This is a genomic window from Streptomyces sp. AMJ-169, from assembly GCF_055597585.1.
The window spans coordinates 71,617-95,514 of sequence record NZ_JBVLTJ010000001.1 but is presented as its reverse complement, the minus strand read 5'-3'; the positions used below and the strand labels follow the sequence as shown (position 1 = coordinate 95,514).

Genomic DNA, 23,898 nt, shown 5'->3' with positions numbered 1-23,898 from the left:
GGCGGCGGGGGGTGTGGGGAGGGGGTGGGTCACGGGCTGGATTCCGGGTGCGGGGTGGGGTGAGGGCGGCTGGGCGGGCGGGGCGGGGGGCGTAGTGGGGGCGGAAGTCGGGGCGGCGGAATCGGCGAGGTCCGCTTGATCCGCGAAGTCTGTGAGTCCGCGACTCCGAGAAGTCCGCGAAGTCCGCGAGAAAAAATTTCGGGGACGGGAACTGGGGCCGAACGCAGGCCGTTGCAGAGAGTGACGGATCAATCGGCGAATGTCACAGGAGGTAGCGGAATGGTGCGATCCAAGATCATGAGGGCGGCTCTCTTGTCGGGGAGGCCGATCTCGGTGGCCTTCCGGAAGCCGGCGGTGCGGAAGGCGGCGACGGACGGGGTGTTGCGGACGTCGGGTTCGGCGATCACGCGGGGACAGGAGGGGTACCGGTCGAAAACGAGTGCGGCGACGGCCCGCAGCAGCGTCCCGCCGAGCCCCCGGCCCCGGTCGGCGGCGCCCCCGATCAGGAGGTGGACCCCGATGTCGTGCGGCTGGGCCGGGTAGTGGCCGGCCAGCGGGTCGAGGTCCGCCCGGTAGAGCTCCCAGTAGCTCATCGGTCTCCCGTCCAGCAGCCCCAGACAGGGCACACCGAGCCCGCCCCCGTCGAGCCGGCCGCGCAGATGCCGCCGGGTCACGTCGTCGGGCCCGGCCAGCTCCCAGAAGGCGGACACGGCGGGGTCGTTCATCCAGCGGGCGATGAGGGGGAGGTCGCGGTCGAGGTGCACGGGGGTGAGGCGGAAGTCGCCTGCTGAGGTGGGCGCCGGGGGCCAGTCGGAGATGTGGGCGAGGGGGGTGTCGGAGGGGAGGGAGGTGTCGGAGGAGAGGGAGGTGTCGGAGGGGAGGGGGGTGTCAGAGGAGAGGGCTCTCTCGGGAGGCGGCAACTCGCCCACGGCGGAAAGGAGTTCGCGAGGCAGACGCAGGATCAGGGTTTTCTCGTTGTCCTCGGTGGGGGCGGTACGGCTGGTGTCGACGTCGGTGGACGGCACGGAGCCGCTCCTCTCGGAAAGTCGGAAAGGGGGTGTGGACGGGGTCGGCGGGCGGGTGCCCGGAGAGACGAGGTCAGTCAGCAATGGAGGGGGTTGGCGATGGTGACGTAGACGGACTGGGTGTCGACGGGGCCGACGAGTTCATCGAGGCCGTGCAGCCGGGTCAGCAGATTGGCCTTGCAGCGCAGGACGGGTGAGTCGAGCAGCCGGGCGGGCAGGGTGCTGCGCATCCGCTGCGGACCTGAGGCGGCCGTGGCGAGGAAGCGGCGGAAGGCCGCGAGCAGCAGGCTCTCGTCGGCGAGGCGCTGCGAGCCGAAGGCACCGATCAGGCCGAAGACGTTGTTGATGCCGAGGTAGTAGGCGAAGCGCTCGTCGGTGACCTGGTCGGAGACGAAGGTGTCGCTGCGTTCGCCGATCCCGGGCAGCCGGGCGTCCAGTTCGGCGCGGCGGGACGCGCGGAAGTAGTAGCCCTGGTTGTCGCGGTACCGGCCGCCGGCGGGCCAGCCGTCGGCGTCGAGCAGGATGAGGGTGTTCTGCTGATGGGCCTCCAGGGCGACGCCCGCCTCCCCGTCGAGCCACAGCACCGGCCGGACGACGTGTTCGAGGTAGCGCAGGAACCACTCGGTGGCGACGGCCTCGCGGGAGCGGCCGGTGCGGGTGGTGAGACGGGTGAGGACCGAGGACAGACGGGAGTGATGCGATGAAGTGACGTACGGGGAGCGGGAGTCGGCCCCCGGCCGGTCCGGACCGGTGGTCCGCGGGGCCCGCGGGTGGGGCGCGGTCAGGCCGGCGACGCAGGACACGTCGTCGGACGGGGCGAACGGGTTGTGCCGGATCACCACGTCGAGGCCGGGCACGGGAATGTCGTCCAGGGTGTCGACGGCCAGCCAGGCCGGGTCGCGGACGATGTCGAAGGACGGGTGGGCCGCCTGCCACTGGCGGAAGAGGCCGGTGCGCAGCAGGCGGTGGACCTCGACGCCGCGGTGGAGTTCCTTGCGGAGGTTCTCCCGGCGGGAGTTGGTGATCCGCAGGGCCAGCGAGAGCTTGAGCATGGCCGGGGCGGCGGAGCGGTGGACGGTGCGGACGGAGGAGGTGGGTGACCAGGGCGGGCCGTGGCTGCCGAGGTCGGTGAGGAGTCCGGCGTCCAGCAGGGCGGCGGTCTCGGGGCGGTGGCGGATCTCGCGCAGCTGCCAGGGGTGCAGCGGGAGGGCGGCGTGGCCCTCGGGCAGCGGCAGCCCGGGGCCGGCCAGGCGGGCGGTCAGGTCGAGGGCGGGGATCAGCCGGCCGCGTTCGGTCCAGGCGGAGTCGGTGACGAGGACGGAGGGGTCGACGGCCAGCCAGTGCAGCGGGAAGGAGCCGCGCAGTTCCGGCGAGTAGCGCCGGGTCTCGCTCTCCGAGAGTCCCTCGCGGCTCTTCGGCGTCGGGTGCAGCGGATGCCCGAGGACCAGAGCCTGTTCGGCGGCGAGGAACAGGTCGGGGGTGTCGGCGGGGTGCGCGCGGCGCTCGGTGAGGAAGAGCGCGGTGCGGCGGACGGAGTCGGCGACGCGGCCGACGAGGTCGACGCTGCCGTCGGGCCCGGCGTTCGCCTCGCGGGCCAGCAGGGCGGCGACGGTGATCGCGTCGAGGGGCGGCGAGGGATCGGGGGCGTAGGCGAGATGCGGGAGGCCGAAGCGGTGCAGGCCGGTCGGCGACCAGTGGTGGACGGGAGTGAGGAGAGTGAGGCCGGTGGACGGGAGCGGGATGCGCAGCGGGCCGCGTTCGGGGGCGGTGAGCCCCTTCTCGCGGACCCAGCAGCGCAGCAGGTTCTCCAGGGTGGCGCGCTGGGCGGCGGCGGCCGGGTCGGGGTGGTCCAGGGGGTCGTACGGCGACCGGTCCTGGCTGGTTTCCTGCTGGTGGGGGACGGTGTGGATGGTGGGTTCGATGCTCAACAGGGGGTTCCTCGCGGGGGTTCGGGCGGCCCTGCGCCGGCGTGCGGGTGGTGGGGGCGCGGTGGCGGTGGGGCGGGGGCGCGGGTCAGTCGTCGGGGGGCCGGTGGCGGCCGGGCGGGCGGGGGTTCCGCTGCGGGGTGCGGGAGTGATCGGAGTTGCGGCTGACCGCCTCGACGGCGTCGGCGAAGCGGTCGAGGACGGCGGCGGCCTGGTCCTCACTGATCGTCAGCGGCGGCAGCAGCCGTACGACGTCACGGTCCCGGCCGCCGAGTCCGACGATCAGGCCGCGGGCGAGGCAGGCGCGGTGGAGGGCGGCGGCGAAGGTGGGGGCGGCCGGGCGGGCGGCGGTGTCGGGGGCGGCCGGGTGGGAGGTGGAGCGGCGGGCGGCGGTCTTGGGCCCGGTCGGCGGATCGGGCCGTCGTTGCTCGCGAACGGGGCCTCCGGAGATGCGGCCTGGGGCGGACTCCGGGTAGTCGGCGCCGCCGAGGAGTGGGGCGCTGAGAGCTGTTGTCGTGAGCCGTGCGGCGGTATCGGGTTGTGGGGGGACGGTCCCGAGGCCGGCTCCGGGTCCGCGCGCGGTGGACCCGGAGCCGGCACAGCCACCCATGCATCCCGGGCCGACGCCCCGGCAGTCAGCGCGCCTGGTGTTCCCCTCCGGATCGGCCGTCTCCAGGCCGATCATCAACCCCCGCCCCCGGACATCGCCCAGCTGCGGGAACTCTTCGGCGAGGCTCCGGAGTTGGGAGAGCATGCGGGCGCCGAGGGTGGCGGCGTGGGCGGTGAGGTGGTGTTCGCGGACGTGGGCCAGGGTGGCGGTGCCCGCGGCCATGGCGAGCTGGTTGCCGCGGAAGGCGCCCGCGTGGGTGTCGGCGCCGAGGTCCTCGTGGTGGACGACGACGGCCAAGGGCAGGCTGCCGCCGATCGCCTTGGAGAGGATCATGACGTCGGGGGTGATGCCGCTGTGCCCGATCCCCCAGAAGGCGCCCGTGCGGCCGACGCCGGTCGTGGTCTCGTCGGCGATCAGGGGGACGGACCGGTCGGAGCTGAGCCGCCGCATCCGGCGCAGCCAGTCGTCCGGCGCGGGGAGGATGCCTTCGCCTTGGACGGGTTCGAGGATCATCCCGGCCGGCCGGGGTGTCCCGGGGCCACCGAGGAGCGACTCGGCCCAGCGGGCGGTGAGTTCGGCGGCGGAGGGGCAGCGGTGGTCGTACGGGTGGGGGAGGCGGGTGATGGGGGCGTGGCCGGAGGTTTCCCCTGGGCTGCGGGGCAGGCGAAGGTGGGCGGGGATTCCCTCCGGGCCGCCGGGCAGGCCGAGGTGAGCGGGGGTTCCCCTGAGGTTGCAGAGTCCGACGGGATGCGCGGAGGTGTTCTCGGAGCTGCGGGGTGGGCCGGGACGGGCGAAGGTTCCCTCCGGGCCGCCGGGGTGGGCGAAGGTCACCTCGGGGCCGCCGGGGTGGGCGAAGGTCACCTCGGGGCCGCCGGGGGCGGAGGTTCCTTCAAGGCCGCAGGGCATCCCAGGGTGGGCGGAGGTTCCCCCGGGGCCCCAGGGCATACCGAGGTGAGCGAAGGTTCCCTCCGGGCCGCAGGACATGCCGTGGTCGGCGCCGGAGAACGCGAGCAGGCCGGTGTGGCCGGTAGCGGTGCGGAGCAGTTCGTGGGCGGCACCGACCGCGTCCGCCTCGGCGGGACTGCAGAACCGTACGCGCGCGTGGTCGGCGAGTCCGGGTGGGAGGGTGTGGAGCAGTTCGGTGACGAAGGCGTCCTCGACCGGGGTGACGAGGGCGTGCAGGGGCACGCCGGAGTCGAGGACCTTGCGGATCGCTTCGAGGACGACGGGGTGGTTGTGGCCGAGGGCGAGGGTGCCGGCGCCGGAGAGACAGTCCAGGTGGCGGCGCCCGTCGGCCCCCTCGACGGTCAACCCGCGCGCCCGTACCGGCACGATCGGCAGGGACCTCGGGTAGGTGCGCGCGATGGGCTCGCGTACGGACCGCCGCCGCGAAACCCCGGTGTACGGGGACCGCACGCCTTCGTGACCGGCCCGGGCCCCTTCGTAAACGGACCGCACTCCGTCGTGACCGGCCCGGACCTCTTCGCAGGCGGACCGCACCCCGTCATGACCAGCCCACGCCTCCTCGCAAACGGACCGCGCCCCGTCATGACCAGCCCACGCCTCCTCGCAAGCAGACCGCGTCCCGTCATGACCGGCCCGCCCCTCTTCGCAGGTGGACCACGCCCCGCCATGACCGGCCCGCCCCTCTTCACAAACGGACCGCACCGCTTCACAAGCGGGCCGGACACCCGCAGCCACACCCGCCCGCACACCCGGCTGACCAGACACTCCGGCATCCAGACCCCGCGCACCGGACACCCCAGCCACGCCAGCCTCCAGACGCCGCGCATCGGCCACCCCAGCCACGCTGACCTCCACACCCCACGCATCAGACACCTCAGGCACTCCAGCCTCCAGACCCCGCGCACCGGACACCCAGCCCACCCCTGCATCCACACCCCACCCACCAGACACCCCCACCCCACTCCCCTCGCCCACCCTCTCGATCACAGCCACTCCTCCCTGACCTCCCGTCATCCGCTGGCGAGTTCACCGCGAACCCGCCCCCGCACACGCCCCGGCGGAACGCGCCCCTCGCAGGACCACGCCCCAAGAAGCCCCCCGGCAAGCCCCCGAAAGGCACCCGGCCCGAAAGCCGCGCGCCCCACGCCCCGCGACCCGGCCGGCGCCGAACACCCCCGCACCGGCCCGCATCTCCCGCTGCCCCCTCCGTTCCGCTCCCCGGAAGGACCCCGCAGAGCCCCGCCCGAGCACACCCCCGTGCCCGCGACCCCCCACCCCCACCAACCCCGTTCGGCCCAAGGGGTTACGGGTCCGGGGAAGATCCTTGCCGTGACGGAACCGTTGCCGTAGCGGCGGAAGTCCCCCACAGCGAGCGCCTATCGTGTGTTGCCGTTCCACATGGCTGTGAGCCCGCTCTGAACTCGGCGTGAGAAGCGCGTGAGTTCGGCCGCCGGGCGGTGCGGCTCGCGTCAACTCGTTGTCCAACAGGGGGAGTCAGAAGCATGCGATCCATACGTCCGTCGTCGGCCGCCCGCCGGAGGGGGAGCGCGCTGACGGCGATCGCCCTCACCTCCGTGCTGGCGCTCACCGCGACCGGCTGCGGCGGCGACGACACGGCGAGCGGTCCGACTGCCTCCGCCTCGGAGAGCGGCGGCGGCAGGTTCCAGCTGCCCGCCGACATCCGGGAGCGGCTGAAGGAACACGGCATCGACCTGGACAAGTGGAAGAACGGCGCCTGGAAGAACTGGGACAAGGACACCTGGCTCAGGAAGGCCGGCGACTTCGTCAACCCGATCATCGAGGACCTGTGGGACCCGGACCGGATGCGGCGGGCCGAGGACCCGGACCGGGGCGTCGAGGACGACGACCTCTCGGGCGACCAGGGCGTGACCGACCCCGAGCCGGCGCCGGTGCGGGCAAAGGCGGTGGCCGCGAAGTACCACGCGAGCGCCCCCGAGGCGGGCAAGGTCTTCTTCGACTCGCCCAAGGGCACGATGGTCTGCTCGGCGACGGTCGTCGAGGACCCGGCGCACCCCGGCAAGTCCAACCTCGTGTGGACGGCGGGCCATTGCGTGCACGCGGGCAAGAAGGGCGGCTGGTACCGCAACATCGCCTTCGTGCCGTCGTACAACGACTCCGCCCTGCCGGCCGCGGCGTTGCAGAGCGCGACGCGGGAGCAGGTCGCGCCGTACGGCGTGTGGTGGGGCGACTGGGTCAAGACCTCCCAGCAGTGGATCGACCAGGGCGGGCCGACGGGCGGCGACGGGGCGTCGTACGACTACGCCGTCATCCATGTCACCCCCGAGAAGGGCGGCTCGGGGAAGTCGCTCGAGGAGACGGTCGGTGGGGCGCTTCCTGTCGACTTCAACGCGCCGGCCGTGCCGAAGGTTCCCGCGCTCACGGCGACGGGTTATCCGGCGGCGGCTCCCTACGACGGCCAGAAGCTGTACCAGTGCGCGGACAAGCCGGGGCGGCTCTCGCTCACCGCGACCGACCCGACGATGTACCGCATCGGCTGCACGATGACGGGCGGTTCCTCCGGCGGCGGCTGGGTCGCGGCCGGCTCCGACGGCAAGCCCGCGCTGGTCTCCAACACCTCGATCGGCCCGGCCACTTCGGGCTGGCTGGCCGGCCCGCGCCTCGGTCCCGTCGCCAAGGGCGTGTACGACTCGGTCAGCGAGAAGTTCGCCGCGCAGCAGTGAGCCGCGGCTGCTGAAACCCCGGCGGCGGACAACTCACAGGATCCACAGGAACCTTCACGCACCCGCCGCCGTTCACCCTCAACTCCCCGGGCATAGTGGGGTGTCGCCCCGCGAGATCAGCCCCGGGGCCGCCTCACCATCACGGACGACCACGGGGGTCACCGCACCATGCCATCCACCCGTACGCCCGCCGCGCCCCCGCGCGCCCGGCGTCGCACCCTCCTCGCCACCACCGCGCTCACCGCGGCCCTGGCCCTCACCGCGACCGCCTGCAACGGCGACGACGCGGCCCGGCCGGCCGACTCCTCCCCCACGGCCGAGGCGAGCGCCGGAGGCGGCGGCGCGGCCCTCGCCGCGGAACTCGCGGGCCGGCTCAAGAAGCACGGCATCGACGTCGACCAGTGGGCCAAGGGCGGCTGGAAGAACTGGGACAAGGACACCTGGCTCAGGAAGGCCGGGGACTTCGTCAACCCGGTGATCGCGGGGCTGTGGAAGCCGGAGCGGATGACGTCCGCCAAGGACGCCGACAAGACGCTCACCTCCAAGGACGCCGCCGCCGATCAGGGCGTCAGCGACCCGGACCCCGCGCCCGTCCAGGCGCGGGCCGAGAAGACGCCGTACCACGAGAACGCGGCGCCGGTCGGGAAGGTCTTCTTCGACTCGCCCGAGGGGTCGATGGTCTGCTCCGGGACGGTCGTCAAGGACGTCAACCACCCGGGCAAGTCCAACCTGGTCTGGACGGCCGGGCACTGTGTGCACGCGGGCGGGACCGGCGGCTGGTACCGCAACATCGCGTTCGTCCCGGCCTACAACGACCTCGGCGAGAGCGAGGACCGGCTGAAGAACGCCTCGGCCACCGAGATCTCGCCGTACGGCGTGTGGTGGGCCGACTGGGCGTCGACCTCGAACCAGTGGATCTCGGGCGGTTCGGAGACGGGCGGCGCGGGTGCTCCGTACGACTACGCGGTGCTGCATGTGCGGCCGGAGAAGGGTGCGAAGTCGCTGGAGGAGACCGTCGGGGCGGCGCTGGACGTCGACTTCTCGGCGCCCTCGGCGGCCCAGGTGAGCGCGATGGGCGCCTGGGGGTACCCGGCGGCGCCGCCGTACAACGGGCTGAAGATGTTCAAGTGTCTCGACCGCCCGGGCCGGCTCTCGCTCGACTCCGCCCTGCCGGCCATGTACCGCATCGGCTGCACCATGACCGGCGGCTCCTCCGGCGGCGGCTGGTTCCGCGTCGTGGACGGCGTGACCAAGCTGGTCTCCAACACCTCCATAGGCCCGTCCGACAACACCTGGCTCGCGGGCCCGCAGCTGGGCCCGGAGGCCGAGTCGCTGTACCAGAACATGAGCAAGACGTACGGCGGACAGTGACACCGACGCACTGAAGCGCCGCTCCCTGGATCTCCGGGGACGGCGCTTCGGCGTATTTTCAGATGTTCAGCTCTTCAGTGCGAGCGCCGGAGCCCTCGGAGCGGCGCCCCTTGGAGCAGCACAGCCCCTCGGAGCAACACGCCCCTCAGACCGCCGCCACCGGCGTGTACGGCGCCAGGTCCGCCGCCAGCTCCTCGTGCACCCGCACCTTCAGCAGCGTGCCCTCCGCGAGGTGCTCGGCGGAGATCACCTCGCCCTCGTTGTGCGCGCGGGCGACGAGCTTGCCGTGGGTGTACGGCACCAGCGCCTCGACCTCGACGGACGGGCGGGGCAGCTCGTCGTCGATCAGCGCGAGCAGTTCGGCGATGCCCTCGCCGCTGCGCGCGGAGACCGCGATGGACCGCTTCTCGACCCGCAGCAGCCGCTGGAGCACGAGCGGATCGGCCGCGTCCGCCTTGTTGACGACGACGATCTCGGGCACGCCGGTCGCGCCGACGTCCCGGATCACCTCGCGTACGGCGGCCAGCTGCTCCTCCGGGTTCGGGTGCGAGCCGTCGACCACGTGGAGGATCAGGTCGGACTCGCCGACCTCCTCCATCGTCGAACGGAACGCCTCGACCAGGTGGTGCGGGAGGTGCCGGACGAAGCCGACGGTGTCCGCCAGGGTGTACAGCCGGCCGCTCGGGGTCTCCGCGCGGCGGACGGTCGGGTCCAGGGTCGCGAACAGCGCGTTCTCGACCAGGACGCCCGCGCCCGTGAGGCGGTTGAGCAGGGAGGACTTCCCGGCGTTGGTGTAGCCCGCGATGGCGACCGACGGCACCTTGTGCCGCTTGCGCTCCTGGCGCTTGAGGTCGCGGCTGGTCTTCATCTCCGCGATCTCCCGGCGCATCTTCGCCATCTTCTCGCGGATGCGGCGCCGGTCGGTCTCGATCTTGGTCTCACCGGGGCCTCGGGTGGCGAGGCCGCCGCCCTTGCCGCCGCCCATCTGGCGGGACATCGACTGACCCCAGCCGCGCAGCCTCGGCAGCATGTACTGCATCTGCGCGAGCGCGACCTGGGCCTTGCCCTCACGGGACTTGGCGTGCTGGGCGAAGATGTCGAGGATCAGGGCCGTGCGGTCGATGACCTTGACCTTGACGACGTCCTCGAGGTGGATCAGCTGGCCGGGGCTCAGCTCGCCGTCGCACACCACGGTGTCCGCGCCGGTCTCCAGGACGACGTCCCGCAGTTCGTCGGCCTTGCCGGAGCCGATGTACGTGGCCGCGTCGGGCTTGTCACGGCGCTGGATCACGCCGTCGAGGACCAGTGCGCCCGCGGTCTCCGCGAGGGCGGCCAGCTCCGCGAGGGAGTTCTCCGCGTCCTGTACGGTCCCCGAGGTCCAGACGCCGACCAGGACGACCCGCTCCAGCCGCAGCTGGCGGTACTCGACCTCGGTGACGTCCTCAAGCTCGGTGGAGAGGCCCGCCACACGGCGAAGGGCGGCGCGCTCGGAGCGGTCGAACTGCTCGCCGTCACGCTCCTCGTCGATCGCGTGGCTCCAGGCGACGTCCTCTTCCATCAGGGCATCGGCCCGAAGACCGTCGGGGGCGTGCGCGGAGCGCTGGGTGTCCTGGGAGAAAGAAGAGGAGGTGGTCATTGGTTCCTTACGTCGTCGGATAGCCGTCCGCCGGCCCGTATCACCCCAACGCACGGCCCACCGGAAAGATTCCCGGCCCGCGCCGATCGGGTCCGACGATGGTCGCATGGGGCGCCGGGTCCCGTCACCGGCTTATCGCGGGGGCGTGGGGTTGTCTTATCGCAGGGGCGGGCGGCGGGCGGCGGGCGGCGGGCGGCGGGCGGCGGGCGGCGGGCGGCGGGCGGCGGGCGGCGGGCGGCGGGCGGCGGGCGGCGGGCGGCGGGCGGCGGGCGGCGGGCGGCGGGGAGACGCATACCCGGGTCCTCGCTCCCCGCACCTCATGCCCAGCGCCCCCGGCCTGTCACTCCCCCACCCGCTCCAGCCACTCCCCCGCGCGCGCTTACCCCTTCGCTGGGGGAGGGGGCGGGGGCCGGGGGGGGGAGTCCCCTCGCCCCCGCGCCTACCCCTTCGCCGCGGCCACCTCCGCCAGCCCCTTCCCGGCCGGTGCCTTCTCGGCGCCCTTGGCCGAGGACGCCCCCTTGACCGAGGACGCCGACTTCACCGGCGGAGCCCCCTTCACCGCCGGCGTCCCCTGCGCGGGCGCCGTCACCTTCCAGTCCGGATGGTTCGGCATCGCCGGCGTCTTCTCCCCGTACAGCCACCCCTCCAGGAACCCGCGCAGGTCGCGTCCCGCGGTCCGGGAGGCGAGGCGGACGTAGTCGTCGGTGCTGGCGACCCCGTCGCGGTAGCGGTGCACCCAGGCGCGCTCCAGCTTCTCGAAGGCGGGGCGGCCGATCTCCTCGCGCAGGGCGAAGAGGATCAGCGCGGCGCCGTCGTACACGTTGGGGCGGAAGATGCTGATCTTCTGGCCGGGGGCCGCCGCCTTGGGGCGCGCGGGCGGTCCGCCGGAGGCCCGCCACCGGTCGGAGTTGGCGTAGGCGCTCTTCATACGGGCCTCAAGGGTGCGCCCGGCCTTGGCCCCGGCCTTCGCCTCATCGCCCGCCCCGGCCTTGGCCCCGGCCGCCCCGTTCGCCCCGGCCTTCGCCCCGTCCTTCGCCCCGGCCGTCGACACCTCCTCCGCGTACAGCGCCTCGTACCAGGTCGCGTGCCCCTCGTTGAGCCACACGTCGGACCAGGTGCGGGGGCTGACGCTGTCGCCGAACCATTGGTGGGCCAGTTCGTGGACCATGATCGACTCGATGTACCACACGGGGTACGCGGGCTCGGTGAACAGGTCCTTCTCGAACAGCGAGAGGGTCTGCGTCTCCAGCTCGAACCCGGTGGACGCGCTCGCCATGAGCAGTCCATAGGTCTCGAAGGGGTAGGGGCCGACCCGCCGCTCCATCCAGGAGATCTGCTCCGGGGTCTTCTTCAGCCAGGGCTCCAGCGCCGCGCGGTCCTTCTCGGGGACGACGTCGCGCAGCGGCAGCCCGTGGGGTCCCTCGCGGCGCAGGACGGCGGAGTGGCCGATGGAGACCTGGGCGAGTTCGGTCGCCATGGGGTGCTGGGTGCGGTACGTCCAGGTGGTGTTGCCGCCGGCCCGCTCGACGCCCGCGGGCAGCCCGTTGGCGACGGCCGTGTAGCCGTCGGGGGCGGTCACCCGGAAGGTGAACATCGCCTTGTCGGAGGGGTGGTCGTTGCAGGGGAACACCAGGTGCGCGGCGTCGGCCTGGTTGGCCATGGCGAGCCCGTCGGCGGTGCGCACCCAGCCGCTCTCGCCGCCCTTCGGCGGCACGGGGTCGCTGGTGTGGTGCACGGTGATCCGCATCCAACTGCCCACCGGGAGCGGGTTCCTCGGGGTGACCACCAGGTCCTCCCCCGCGCGCGCGTAGGTCGCCGGTTCCCCGTCGACCTCCACCGACTCGACCTTGCCCTGCGCGAAGTCCAGGTTGACGCGCTCCAGCGGCGCGGTCGTCCAGGCGTCGATCGTGGTCACCGCGCGCAGGGGTTTGTCGTTGCTCCCGGGATAGGTGAACTCCAGGTCGTACGACGCGACGTCGTACCCGGGGTTGCCCAGGTACGGGAAGAGACGGTCGCCGATGCCCAGGGGCTCGGGCGGGGCGCCGGCGGCGACGAGGCAGAGGGAGACGGCGGACGCGAGGAGGGCCGACCGCACCAGGCGGCGGCGTCCGGTCCGGGGGCGGGGGGCGGGGGCGGTACGGCCGGTGGTGTCGTGGGGGCTGCGCAGCATGGACCACCGCTACCAGCGCCCGCCCGCCCGCCGCCGACGACGCGCGCCCGCCCCACCCGAACGAGTTGCCCTTATACGGACGCCTTGCCGAACAGAGGAGCTATACGCGCGCGGGAGCCCTCGTATCGACGGCTCCCTTTTTAAAGCGCTTTAAGCCTTAAAGCGCTTGAAGTTCCTTCAGCTACTTAAACAACTTAAAGCGCTTTAAAAACCTCACGGCGCCACCGCCTGGTCCTGCGCCCGGTCCACGTCGTACACCCCGGGCACGTTCCGCATCGCCCGCATCAGCCCGGGCAGTTGGGCCGCGTCGGCGAGCTCCAGGGTGTACGTGTGCCGCACCCGCTGCTGGCTCGGCGGTTCGACGGTCGCGGAGACGATCTCGGCGCCCTCCAGGGCGATCGCCTCGGTGAGGTCGGCGAGGAGATGGGGGCGGCCGAACGATTCGGCGACGAGAGTGACGCGGCACTCGGTGGCGTCCCCCCAGCGGACGCCGGTCTCGGGCCGCCCGGCGTCCCGCATGCGCGCGACGGCGGCGCACCCGACGCGGTGGACGGTGACGAATCCCCCGCGCACGGCGAAGCCGGTCACCTCGTCGGCCGGGACGGGCGTACAGCACCCGGCGAGCCGCACCCCGGCGCCGGGCCGCTCCGGGACGGTGATCGCGGCGCCGGGCCGCGAGACCGGGTGCGGCAGCGGGCCCTCGGCCGTACGGCGGCTGCCGCGCGCGCGGAAGACGGGCCGGGCGCCGGAGCCGGTGTCCTCGGGCTCCGCCGGGGTGTCCGCCGCGTCGTCGGGGACGCGCGCGGCGGGGTGCGCCGCGAGCCGGCGCTGGATGGCGATCCGCGCGGCAGGGGTGTGGGCGTGCTCCAGCCACTCCCTGGAGGGCTCCAGGGCGGGGTCCTGGCCCATGAGGAGCTGGACGGTGTCCCCGTCGCGCAGAGCGGTGCTCAGGGTCGCCAGGCGGCCGTTCACGCGGGCGCCGATGCAGGCGTGCGCGTCCTCGCCGTACTGCGCGTAGGCGGCGTCCACGCACGTGGCGCCGTCGGGCAGGCCCAGAGTGCCGCCGTCGGGGCGGAAGACGGTGATCTCGCGGTCCTGGGCGAGGTCCTCGCGCAGGGTGGACCAGAAGGTGTCCGGGTCGGGCGCGGCCTCCTGCCAGTCGAGGAGGCGGGAGAGCCAGCCGGGCCGGGTGGGGTCGACGCGCTCGTCGCCCGCGGACTGCTCCTCGGCGGGAGGCGCGTAGGGGTTGCCCAGGGCGACGACGCCGGCCTCGGCGGTCTTGTGCATCTGGTGCGTGCGGATGAGGACTTCGGCGACCTGCCCGTCCTCCCGGGCGACGGCCGTGTGCAGCGACTGGTAGAGGTTGAACTTCGGTACGGCGATGAAGTCCTTGAACTCCGAGACGACCGGCGTCATGCAGGTGTGCAGCTCGCCGAGGACGGCGTAGCAGTCGGCGTCCTCCTGGACGAGGACCAGGACCCGCCCGAAGTCGGCGCCGCGCATCTCGCCGCGTTTGCGGGAGACCCGGTGGACGGAGACGAAGTGTCTGGGCCGGATGAGGACTTCGGCGGGGATACCGGCCTCGCGCAGGACGCCGCGCATGTCCTCGGCCATCTCCGCGAGGGGATCGTCGGCCAAGGCGGCGTTGCCGGCGATCAGCCCGCGCGTGTGCTCGTACTCCTCGGGGTGGAGGATCGCGAAGACCAGGTCCTCCAGCTCGGTCTTGAGGGCCTGCACGCCGAGGCGTTCGGCGAGCGGGATGAGCACGTCCCGGGTGACCTTGGCGATGCGCGCCTGCTTCTCGGGACGCATCACACCGAGCGTGCGCATGTTGTGCAGCCGGTCGGCGAGTTTGATCGACATCACGCGTACGTCGCTGCCGGTGGCGACGAGCATCTTGCGGAAGGTCTCCGGCTCGGCCGCGGCCCCGTAGTCGACCTTCTCCAGCTTGGTGACACCGTCGACGAGATAACGAACCTCCTCGCCGAACTGCTCCCGGACCTGATCGAGGGTCACATCGGTGTCCTCGACGGTGTCGTGGAGCAGCGAGGCCGTCAAGGTCGTGGTCTCCGCGCCGAGTTCGGCGAGGATCAGGGTCACCGCGAGGGGGTGGGTGATGTACGGCTCGCCGCTCTTGCGCATCTGGCCGCGGTGCGAGGACTCGGCCAGCACATAGGCGCGGCGCAGGGGTTCGAGGTCGGCGTCGGGGTGGTGCGCGCGGTGGGCCTCGACGACATGGCCGATGGCGTCGGGCAGCCGGCCGCGCGAGGCGGAGCCGAGGAACGCGGCGCGGCCGAGCCGGCGCAGGTCGAGCCGGGGGCGGCTGCGGCGCCGGGGCACGGCGGGCACCACCGGGCCTGGGGTCGCGGGATTCGTGGCCTCCGCACTCATGGGCACCTCCGGCTGCGTGGACCGGCGGACGGGTGCCCCAGGGCGGACACGGCTCAGGGGACTGGTGACGGTCTCCCGTCCGGGCCGGTGCTTGATGCTACCGAGCCCATCACGTGCGACTGACCGCCTCTCGCCGAGCGTGAAACGGATCACCCATTCGAGGGACGCTCGGGAGGTTTACGGTTTCGAGCCACCCGTACGGCCCTGGCCATGGATTCAAACGTCTGATCACATTCCGGGGCACTCCAGTACGACAACTGAGGCGCCCGCCGCCTGCGATCCGCAACCCGCGCGCGGGTCAGCCGAGAAGGTTTTCCAGCCACTCGGGTTCGAGGAAACCTTCGGCGACGATCACGGCGGGGCCGGTCATCTCGACCTGTCCGTCGGGGTGTTCGGTGATGACGAGGCGTCCGCCGGGCACATCCACCGTGTAGGTCACGGGAGTTCCGGTGACGGCCGGGTCGGCGCCGTCCCTGCGGGCGGTGGCGACGGCGACGGCGCACGCGCCCGTGCCGCACGAGCGGGTCTCGCCCGAACCCCGCTCGTGCACCCGCATCGCCACGTGCCGCGGACCCCGGTCGACGACGAACTCGACGTTCACGCCCTCCGGGTAGACCGACGCCGGGCTCAGCGGCGGGGGCGCCTGGAGGTCGCCCGCGTGCGCGAGGTCCTCGACGAACGCCACCGCGTGCGGGTTGCCCATGCTGACGTTGCGCGCGGGCCAGCTGCGGCCGTCCACGCTGACCGTGACGCCCTCTTCGGGGAAGCGGGCGGCGCCCATGGCGACCGTGACGTCGCCCTCCTTGTCGATGTGCACGTGCTTCACGCCCCCGCGCGTGGCGACCGCGAGGTCACCGGCGCCCGCGTGGCCCGCGTGCTGGAGGTAGCGCGCGAAGACGCGTACGCCGTTGCCGCACATCTCGGCGACCGAGCCGTCCCCGTTGCGGTAGTCCATGAACCACTCCGCCTCGGCCGCCATGCGCTTCGCCTCGGGGTGCGCCGCGGACCGCACGACGTGCAGCAGGCCGTCCGCGCCGAGCCCCGCGCGCCGGTCGCACAGGGCGCGCACGGCGGCCGGGGGCAGGTCGAGGGCGTTGTCGGGGTCCGGGACGATCACGAAGTCGTTCTCGGTGCCGTGCCCCTTGAGGAAGGCGATCCGCGTGCTCATTCCTCGATCGTACGATGTGCCTGTGACAACCCCGCCCACCTGGGGTTACAGCCTCTTCACAGAGCGGCTGCGAACGGGCCTCGGCGGGGGCTTCAGCGCAGCCGCGCGACCCGCCAGACAGCCAGGACGACGACGGCGGCGACGACCACGACGTACGCGAGGATCACCCGCCAGTCGGGGCGGCGGCCCGAGCCGCGCAGGGGCAGGCCGGGCCAGGCGTGGCCGACGCGGCGGGCGGCCATCATGCCCCAGCCGGCCGCGCAGGAGCAGATCAGCAGGCCGAGCATGGCGACGACGGCACCGCTGTCGCCGAAGTCGAAGGCCAGCGGGAAGGCGAACATCAGGGAGCCGACGGTGGCCAGGGCGACGATCGGGGCGAGCTGCCAGATCCGCAGCCGGCGCTGGGGCCGCAGCTCGACCTCGACCTCGGGTCCGCCCGCGAACATCTCCTCGGGCTCGGGACCGTCGTCGGTGACGCCGTCAGGGGTCTCGTCGCCGTCGTCGAAGCCGTCGGCGGGCAGCTCGGCCCCGGGGCCGTCCTCGGGCCGCCAGGGGCCGTCGGCCGCCGCGCCCGGAAGATCGTCGTCCGGCTTCCGCTCGCCCTGCCGGGTGGTGACGTTCTCGGTGCCTTGTGCGGTGTCGCGAGGGCCGGCCTCCATCGCCACGCGCCCTCCCAACTCGGACTCCACTTGGTCGATCGAAGCTCGATGATGGCACGGCACGACAGGCCCGGATGACGGCCTGGGCGTCCCGATGCCATGACGTGATCAGGCTGTAACCGGTCGTTCGACCAACGCCAGCGCGAGGCCGGGAAGTTCCGCGCGGTCCGCCGCGGCCCCACTCAACCAGTGCACGCGCGGGTCACGCCTGAACCAGGAATCCTGACGGCGCGCGAAGCGCTTGGTGGCACGCACCGTCTCGGTGCGCGCCTCGGCCTCGGTGCACTCCCCCGCGAGCGCCCCCAGAACCTGCTGGTAGCCCAGCGCGCGCGAGGCCGTGAGCCCCTCGCGCAGGCCCTGCGCCTCCAGGTGGCGCACCTCGGCGACGAGTCCTTCGTCCCACATCCGGTCGACCCTGCGCGCGATGCGCTCGTCGAGTTCGGGCCGCTCCACGTCGACGCCGATCTGGACGGTGTCGTAGACCGAGTCGTGGCCCGGGAGGTTGGCCGTGAAGGGGCGGCCGGTGATCTCGATGACCTCCAGCGCGCGCACGATGCGGCGGCCGTTGCTGGGCAGGATCGCGCGCGCGGCCTCCGGGTCGGCGGCGGCCAGGCGGGCGTGCAGGGCGCCGCTGCCGCGCAGGGTCAGCTCCTCCTCCAGGCGGGCGCGGATCTCCGGGTCGGTGCCGGGGAACTCCAGGTTGTCGACGGCGCCGCGGACGTACAGGCCCGAGCCGCCGACCAGGACCGGCCAGCGGCCCTCGGCGAGCAGGGCGTCGATCCTCGCGCGCGCGAGGCGCTGGTACTCGGCGACCGAGGCGGCCTGGGTGACGTCCCAGATGTCCAGGAGGTGGTGCGGGACGCCGTCGCGCTCCTCGGTGGTGAGCTTGGCGGTGCCGATGTCCATCCCCCGGTAGAGCTGCATCGAGTCGGCGTTGATGACCTCGCCGCCCAGCCGCCGGGCGAGGAAGACGCCCAGATCTGACTTTCCGGCGGCGGTCGGTCCGACGACGGCGATGACGCGGGGGGCGGGGGATGCGCTGCTCACGGGACCAGTCTCGCAAACGTGAGGGGTCCTCCCGTACGGATCGGGTGACGCTCCAGGATCGTCGCGAGTACTGTATGACCATATATGGGCATGGTTATTGAGCTTTTTCGGTTGCTGGTTTCTTGCTGATTTCCGCACCTCCGGTGGGGGTAACGGGAGAGCAAGAAGGCGACCGAGAGCACGCCGGGCATGTACGCCCGCGCGTGACCCGCGCGAGGGAAGGTGACCCCATGGGTCTGCTGGACAATCTGAAAGCCAAGCTCGGCCCGGCGAAGGACAAGGTCTCCGACCTCGCCCAGCAGCACGGGGACAAGATCCAGAGCGGCATCGACAAGGCGGCGAAGGCCGTCGACGAGCGGACCAAGGGCAAGTACAGCGACAAGATCCAGACGGGGACGGGGAAGGCGAAGGACGCGATGGAGAAGCTGGCCCACAAGGACGAGAACCCGCCGCCGGCGTCTTGAGGGGTGGGGTCCTGAGGGTGGGGGCAGCGGCTTGAGGGCGGTCGTCGGTGGCTTGAGCGGCTTGAGGTTGAGGGTGGCTTAAAGCGGCCCTCGCTTCAGGGCGGCCCGGCTTCAGGGCGGCCCGGCTTGGAGGCAGCCTGCTTAGAGGCGGCCCGGCTGCCCTGCGTCCCTCAGGACCAAGCCGCGACCACGTATCCCACCCCATAGGGCGCGTCCTCGTAGAGCAGCGTTCCCGCGAGGTCCGACCCGTGTGCGGCGCCTGCGAGGATCTGCCAGGGGGCGCGGCCGGAGGCCATCAGTTGGGTGGCGAGAGCGGCGTCCAGGGACTCCAGGGCGGCGAGGTCGGCCTTGGCGAGTGCTCGTGCGATCTCGGCGTCGAAGGGGGCGGCGCGGTCGTCCAGGTAGCCCGGTGCCTTCAGGGTCCGGCAGGCCGTGCCGTCGCCCATCACCAGGAGCGCCAGCCGTTCCGCGCGCGGGGCGAGTTCCCGGCCGATCTCCAGACACCGTCCGGCCCCTAGCTGCTCTCCCACTCCGAGTCCCTCGACGGGGCCGTCCCAGTTGGCCCGGTCGAGGAGCCAGGCGGCGACGGCGAGGGAGGGTGGGAGTACGCGCGCGGGGGTGTCATCGGCGTCGGCCTCAGAGGGGCTGCCTGCGGCAAGCGGACCGGCCTCCTGAAACCGACCACCCTCACGACCACCCCCGCCCCTCCCCAACCGCACAGCGGCATCCACCCCGAACCCCCGGAACGACCCCACCGTGCCCTCCGGATAGAACCCGTGCCCCGGCCCGGCGGTCGGGCCGATCACCACGAGGTGGTCCGGGCGGGCGGCGGCGAGGACCCCTAGGGCGTCCATGCAGGCGGCCCTGGCCGCGTCCAGTTCGGTCGCGGCGCCGGAGGCGACCTCGGGGACCAGGAGCGGCGGACAGGGGCAGCAGGCTGCGGCGACAAGCATGATCCGCAGGGTAGCGCTGCCGTCGGCCGGCGGTCAGTCCCCGATGAGCACGTCGGTCGGATCGATCACCGTGAGGGCGAGCACCACGAGCCGGCCGCCGCCGATCACGTACTCGGCGAACAGGTTCCGGGACAGCGCGACCCCCCGTGTCGTCCCGTCGCCCCGGACCGCGCGGGAGAGCCTGTGTCCCGGGTCGGCGGCCAGTACGGCCAGGCCACGCTCCAGCACATCACGCCGGTCGGCGGGGAGGCCGTCGCGCACACGGGCGGCCTCTTCGGTGAACACAAGCCGGTACGGCAGCACTTGGGCCCTTTCCGCCCGTATTGTGGCAGCCCCTCAGCCGCGACCGCAGCCCTCCCAGGAGCCTCCGCAGCTCCAACCGGCCCCCTCGGCCACAGCCACGCCCAACTCCCCGCAGCCGGCCCCTCAGCCGCAGCCCCGCTCCAAGCCCCCGCAGCCGCAGCCCCGCTCCAAGCCCCCTCAGTCGCAGCCGCAGCCATTTCCAACAGCCGCCGGCACCGGCGCAGGTGCCCCGATCTTCGGAAGGCCCAGCATGACGCCCGCCGGCTTGGCGGAGGCCTCCGCCGTCCGCTTCGCCCACGCGTCACCCGCGCGGGTGGGGCGTACGGACAGGGTGGGGCCCTCCGCCAGGAGGTGGTGCGGGGCGGCGTAGGTGATCTCCACCGTCACCATGTCACCGGGGCGCACCTCCTGGTCGGGCTTGGTGAAGTGGACCAGGCGGTTGTCGGGGGCGCGGCCGGAGAGGCGGTGGGTGGAGCCGTCCTTGCGGCCCTCCCCCTCGGCGACCATCAGCTCCAGGGTGCGCCCGACCTGCTTCTTGTTCTCCTCCCAGGAGATCTCCTCCTGGAGGGCGACGAGCCGCTCGTAGCGCGACTGGACGACCTCCTTGGGGATCTGCCCGTCCATGGTCGCCGCGGGGGTCCCGGGGCGCTTGGAGTACTGGAAGGTGAAGGCGCTGGTGAAGCGGGCCTCGCGGACGACGTGCATGGTCTGCTCGAAGTCTTCCTCGGTCTCGCCGGGGAACCCCACGATGATGTCGGTCGAGATCGCGGCGTCCGGCATGGCGGCGCGCACCTTCTCGATGATCCCGAGGTAGCGCTCCTGCCGGTACGAGCGGCGCATCGACTTCAGGACGGTGTCGGAGCCGGACTGCAACGGCATGTGCAACTGCGGCATCACGTTCGGCGTCTCGGCCATGGCGGCGATGACGTCGTCGGTGAAGTCGCGCGGGTGCGGGGAGGTGAAGCGGACCCGCTCCAGGCCCTCGATCTGGCCGCAGGCGCGCAGCAGCTTGCTGAAGGCCTCGCGGTCGCCCAGGTCGGAGCCGTAGGCGTTGACGTTCTGGCCGAGCAGGGTGATCTCGGAGACACCCTCGGCGACCAGCGCCTCGACCTCGGCGAGGATGTCGCCGGGGCGGCGGTCCTCCTCCTTGCCGCGCAGGGCGGGGACGATGCAGAAGGTGCAGGTGTTGTTGCAGCCGACGGAGATCGACACCCAGGCCGCGTAGGCGCTCTCCCGGCGCGTGGGCAGAGTGGAGGGGAACGCCTCCAGGGACTCGGCGATCTCGACCTGCGCCTCCTGCTGCACGCGCGCGCGTTCCAGGAGCACCGGGAGCTTGCCGATGTTGTGCGTGCCGAAGACGACGTCCACCCAGGGGGCCTTCTTGACGATCGTGTCGCGGTCCTTCTGCGCGAGGCAGCCGCCGACCGCGATCTGCATCCCCGGCCGCGAGGTCTTGCGGGGCGCGAGGCGGCCGAGGTTGCCGTAGAGCCGGTTGTCGGCGTTCTCGCGGACCGCGCAGGTGTTGAAGACGACGACGTCGGCGTCGCCGTCGGACCCCTCGGGCGCGCGGACGTACCCGGCGCCCTCCAGCAGACCGGCCAGGCGTTCGGAGTCGTGGACGTTCATCTGGCACCCGTAGGTGCGCACTTCGTAGGTCTTGGCGTCCACTGTCTGGCTCCGGTCACTGCTGGTGGTCATGACCTCAAGGGTAGGTGCTCCCGCGAGCGCCCCCGCCGGACCCCGTGAAGCGCCCCCGCCGGACCCCGTGCAGCACCCCCGCCAGGCGCCATGAAGCCCCCCGCCGCTCACCCCCGCCGCCCCAGCAACCCCCGCCCCGCCGCGAGCACCCCCGCCTGGAACCGGCTCTCCGCCCCCAGGCTCTCCATGATCTCGGCGATGTGCTTGCGGGCGGTCCGCAGGGACATGCCCAGGCGGCGGGCGATGGTCTCGTCCTTCATGCCCGCGGCCATGAGGCGCAGGATCGTGCGGTCGATGTCCTTGGCCACGGTCTCCAGGCCGTCGGCCGCCGCGTCGGAGAACGGCTCGGCGCACGTCCAGTAGTGCTCGAACAGCTCGACCAGGTAGTGCACGACGGAGGGTTCGCGGATCATCACGGCGCCCCAGCCGTCGCCGCCCCGCTCGGGGATGAAGGCGACCCGGCGGTCGAAGACGATCAGCCGGCCGAAGAGCTCGTGCGCGGTGCGGTACTCGGCACCGAGGCCGGCCGCCAGGGCGACGTAGGCCTGGCTGGGGCCGTTGAAGCGGGCCGTGTGGTGGTAGAGGGTCCGCATGCGCACGCCCCGGGAGAGCATCTCGGTGTCGCGGGCCAGGGCCTCCTGGAGGGCGTCCGGGGCGCGGTTGCCGCCGGGCTGGCTGGTCAGCAGTTCCTCGTCGCAGGCGGCGGAGGCCCGGTTGAGCGCGGCGCGCACCTCCTGCGGGCCGGGGATCACCTCCAGGCCGACGGACGTGCGGCTGAGGCTGTCGCGGTAGGGGGCGCGCAGGGCGGCGAACTGGTCGCGGATCAGGTGCAGCCGGGACTGCTGCTCGCGGATCGACTCCTCCAGGGAGACGGTGAGGACGGTCGCCACGAGGTCGGGGTCGACCGGGCTGAGCCGGTCGGGGTCGTCGGGGTCGGCCCGCAGCAGGCCCAGTTCCGTCAGCATCCGCGCCGCCGCCGTGATCCGGGCGCGGTCCAGGCCCAGTTCGTACCCGGCGCGCGCCAGGTCGAGCCGTTCGTTCGCGGCCAGCCACTGGTAGAGGGCGATCTCGTCGGCGCCGGGGGGCGCGGCCGGGTCGATCGTCCTTGTTTCCTCGGATTTAAACATTTCGTCCCCTGTTCGTCTTCCTGCGGGGCAGCTTGATGAGCGCCTGGCTGTCTGGCCTCAGCCGCCCGCGGCGGGCGAGTCTTGAGGCGCCGGAGGGGGCGGGCGCGGCTCGCGCTTTGGTCCAGTCACCGAAGGCATAAGAGGAGCGTCCTGCGTGCGGACCGACAAGTCGACCGCCCTTGCCCTCTTCGGCACGTTCGACGCCGCCGTCCGGCCGGATCGCGTGCCGTCCCGGTGACAGGTCCGCCCCGATTCCGCGGCCGACAGGGAAAAGGTGGAATATGCCGATGCAGTCGCCGTCCGCGCTGGAGCCGGACGGCAGGAAATCCAAACTCTCGCGTGGTCTGTCCGTCCTGAATTCTTTCCGCGCCGGTGAGACCGAACTGACGCTCTCCGCTATTTCGCGGCGCACGGAATTGCCCAAGCCGACCGTGCACCGGCTCATCAAGGAATTGATCGAGGAGGGTTTTCTGGAACGCGGCGGACAAGGAGTGCGGCTCGGGCATTCCCTGGTGCGGCTGGGCGCGCGGGTTCCGTATCACCCGATCCTGCGCGGGGCCGCGCTGCCCCGGATGCGCCGTTTGCAGGCCTCCGTCGACGCGAGCGCCTATCTGGTCGTCTGGGACGGGGAGAGCGCCACTCACCTGGCGGCCGTGCACAGTGCCGCGCTGGGGGAGCTCCAGCGCAGCGAGCGGCGGCTGGTGTGCGGGCGGGTGGTGCGCAGGGCGTTCGCCGAGCCCGGCGCGCGGCAGCCCGCCGGGCAGGGGCTGCCGCAGCCCGAGAGCGGGGCGCTGGCCAGTGTGTGCCTGCCGCTCTTCCACGACCTGGACGCGCCGGCCGCCGTACTGATCCTGGTCGGTCCGCGCACGGCCCTGTCCCCCGCCGAGGCCCGCCGCGCGTGGGACACCGTGCAGGAGATCTGCCGCGAGCTGCGCCGGCTGGACTGAGGCCCCGGGCGCCCGTGCGCCGGCCCCGCGCCCGGACCCCGGCGAACGCCAGGTGGGCCAGCGCGTGCCAGCACACCCCGGTGAGCAGGGTCAGCAGGACGGCCGCCGTGAGCCCGGAGCCGCCGGTGACCAGGGTGCGGACGGCGGCCAGTCCGTGGGTGAGGGGCAGCAGTTCCGCCGCCGTACGCACCCAGCCGGGCCAGAACGACACGGGGACCTGGACGCCGCAGACGGCCATCATCAGCAAGGTCGCGGAGATGGAGATGATGTTGCGCGCGCCGGGGGCGCCCATCACGAGGGCGGCGAGGAACAGGCCCACGCCGTAGCTGGCCAGCGCGGTGAGCAGGATCAGCGCGAGCAGGGCGGGTGTGCGGGACCAGGGCATCGGGACGCCGAAGGCGGGGGCGAGCAGCAGCAGGGAGACGGCGCTGGTGAGGGCGCCGCCGACGGGGGCGTACAGGCCGCGGCCCAGGAGCAGGGAGCCCCAGGGGGCCGGGGCGCCGGCGAGGAGGGCCAGGGTGCCGTCGTGGCGTTCGCGGACGCCTGCGGAGGTGACCATCATGGTCTCCACCACGCAGACCATGACCGCGTTGCCGACGACGAGGTAGCGCACGCTCTCCTCGGACCCCAGCAGGCGTCCGACCAGGGCGAAGAACGTGACCTGGGACAGCATCCGGCCGAGCCAGCCGAAGACCCAGGAGCGCCAGGTGTGGGTGTGGCGGTACTCGGCGACGGC

17 protein-coding genes and 1 pseudogene are annotated in these 23,898 nt (G+C 72.8%); 4 read left to right on the top strand and 14 right to left on the bottom strand.

Going from position 1 to position 23,898, the window contains the following annotated elements:
* Positions 1 to 248: 248 nt before the first annotated feature.
* From ACYUD3_RS00395 to ACYUD3_RS00385, 3 genes are all read right to left on the bottom strand, one after another.
* Positions 249 to 1,025: a GNAT family N-acetyltransferase gene (locus tag ACYUD3_RS00395; protein ID WP_470961552.1), complete on the bottom strand. Its 777-nt coding sequence runs from the start codon at positions 1,023 to 1,025 to the stop codon at positions 249 to 251.
* A gap of 77 nt (positions 1,026 to 1,102) precedes the next feature.
* The gene (locus tag ACYUD3_RS00390) at positions 1,103 to 2,935 is read right to left on the bottom strand and encodes an IucA/IucC family protein (protein ID WP_470963858.1); all 1,833 of its coding nucleotides are present in this window, start codon (positions 2,933 to 2,935) and stop codon (positions 1,103 to 1,105) included.
* Between the two features lie 103 nt (positions 2,936 to 3,038).
* Positions 3,039 to 4,976 carry an aminotransferase class III-fold pyridoxal phosphate-dependent enzyme gene (locus ACYUD3_RS00385; RefSeq protein ID WP_470961550.1) on the bottom strand — a complete coding sequence of 646 codons (1,938 nt, stop codon included), beginning with the start codon at positions 4,974 to 4,976 and terminating at the stop codon, positions 3,039 to 3,041.
* A 1,052-nt stretch (positions 4,977 to 6,028) separates the two neighbouring features.
* Here ACYUD3_RS00385 and ACYUD3_RS00380 point away from each other — a divergent pair.
* Both ACYUD3_RS00380 and ACYUD3_RS00375 read left to right on the top strand, forming a co-directional pair.
* Entirely contained in the window at positions 6,029 to 7,228 is a 1,200-nt protein-coding gene (locus tag ACYUD3_RS00380; protein ID WP_470961547.1) for a trypsin-like serine peptidase, read from the top strand.
* Positions 7,229 to 7,396: 168 nt separating this feature from the next.
* Positions 7,397 to 8,599, top strand: coding sequence for a trypsin-like serine peptidase (locus tag ACYUD3_RS00375; protein ID WP_470961544.1), 1,203 nt, complete (start codon positions 7,397 to 7,399; stop codon positions 8,597 to 8,599).
* 145 nt (positions 8,600 to 8,744) lie between these two features.
* Here the strand turns inward: ACYUD3_RS00375 and hflX are convergent, their stop codons facing one another.
* The 6 genes from hflX to miaA all read right to left on the bottom strand — a co-directional run bounded on the left by hflX (position 8,745) and on the right by miaA (position 17,670).
* Positions 8,745 to 10,235 (bottom strand): GTPase HflX, encoded by a 1,491-nt coding sequence (gene hflX / locus ACYUD3_RS00370; protein ID WP_470961541.1) that lies wholly within the window; start codon positions 10,233 to 10,235, stop codon positions 8,745 to 8,747.
* Between the two features lie 439 nt (positions 10,236 to 10,674).
* The gene (locus ACYUD3_RS00365; protein ID WP_470961538.1) at positions 10,675 to 12,405 is read right to left on the bottom strand and encodes a M1 family metallopeptidase; all 1,731 of its coding nucleotides are present in this window, start codon (positions 12,403 to 12,405) and stop codon (positions 10,675 to 10,677) included.
* 213 nt (positions 12,406 to 12,618) lie between these two features.
* Positions 12,619 to 14,796, bottom strand: coding sequence for a RelA/SpoT family protein (locus ACYUD3_RS00360; RefSeq protein ID WP_470961535.1), 2,178 nt, complete (start codon positions 14,794 to 14,796; stop codon positions 12,619 to 12,621).
* A 298-nt stretch (positions 14,797 to 15,094) separates the two neighbouring features.
* Entirely contained in the window at positions 15,095 to 15,964 is an 870-nt protein-coding gene (gene dapF / locus ACYUD3_RS00355; protein ID WP_470961532.1) for a diaminopimelate epimerase, read from the bottom strand.
* A 92-nt stretch (positions 15,965 to 16,056) separates the two neighbouring features.
* Positions 16,057 to 16,623 (bottom strand): hypothetical protein, encoded by a 567-nt coding sequence (locus ACYUD3_RS00350; RefSeq protein ID WP_470961529.1) that lies wholly within the window; start codon positions 16,621 to 16,623, stop codon positions 16,057 to 16,059.
* A gap of 108 nt (positions 16,624 to 16,731) precedes the next feature.
* Complete coding sequence (miaA, locus tag ACYUD3_RS00345; protein WP_470961526.1) at positions 16,732 to 17,670, bottom strand: tRNA (adenosine(37)-N6)-dimethylallyltransferase MiaA; 939 nt, start codon at positions 17,668 to 17,670, stop codon at positions 16,732 to 16,734.
* Positions 17,671 to 17,900: 230 nt separating this feature from the next.
* Here miaA and ACYUD3_RS00340 point away from each other — a divergent pair, with 230 nt between their 5' ends.
* Positions 17,901 to 18,134, top strand: coding sequence for an antitoxin (locus ACYUD3_RS00340; protein ID WP_470961523.1), 234 nt, complete (start codon positions 17,901 to 17,903; stop codon positions 18,132 to 18,134).
* Between the two features lie 170 nt (positions 18,135 to 18,304).
* On the opposite strand, the gene ACYUD3_RS00335 is transcribed toward ACYUD3_RS00340, so the two are convergent.
* The 4 genes from ACYUD3_RS00335 to ACYUD3_RS00320 all read right to left on the bottom strand — a co-directional run bounded on the left by ACYUD3_RS00335 (position 18,305) and on the right by ACYUD3_RS00320 (position 22,215).
* Entirely contained in the window at positions 18,305 to 19,087 is a 783-nt protein-coding gene (locus ACYUD3_RS00335; protein ID WP_470961520.1) for a class III extradiol dioxygenase subunit B-like domain-containing protein, read from the bottom strand.
* 33 nt (positions 19,088 to 19,120) lie between these two features.
* The gene (locus tag ACYUD3_RS00330) at positions 19,121 to 19,348 is read right to left on the bottom strand and encodes a hypothetical protein (protein WP_470961517.1); all 228 of its coding nucleotides are present in this window, start codon (positions 19,346 to 19,348) and stop codon (positions 19,121 to 19,123) included.
* Between the two features lie 219 nt (positions 19,349 to 19,567).
* Positions 19,568 to 21,088, bottom strand: coding sequence for a tRNA (N6-isopentenyl adenosine(37)-C2)-methylthiotransferase MiaB (miaB, locus tag ACYUD3_RS00325; protein WP_470961514.1), 1,521 nt, complete (start codon positions 21,086 to 21,088; stop codon positions 19,568 to 19,570).
* Between the two features lie 107 nt (positions 21,089 to 21,195).
* Positions 21,196 to 22,215: a helix-turn-helix transcriptional regulator gene (locus tag ACYUD3_RS00320; protein WP_470961511.1), complete on the bottom strand. Its 1,020-nt coding sequence runs from the start codon at positions 22,213 to 22,215 to the stop codon at positions 21,196 to 21,198.
* 287 nt (positions 22,216 to 22,502) lie between these two features.
* Here ACYUD3_RS00320 and ACYUD3_RS00315 point away from each other — a divergent pair, with 287 nt between their 5' ends.
* Positions 22,503 to 23,162 (top strand): helix-turn-helix domain-containing protein, encoded by a 660-nt coding sequence (locus ACYUD3_RS00315; RefSeq protein ID WP_470961508.1) that lies wholly within the window; start codon positions 22,503 to 22,505, stop codon positions 23,160 to 23,162.
* 115 nt (positions 23,163 to 23,277) lie between these two features.
* On the opposite strand, the pseudogene ACYUD3_RS00310 reads toward ACYUD3_RS00315, so the two are convergent.
* Positions 23,278 to 23,835: pseudogene (locus tag ACYUD3_RS00310) on the bottom strand (ABC transporter permease); the annotation flags it as partial.
* Positions 23,836 to 23,898: the final 63 nt, after the last annotated feature.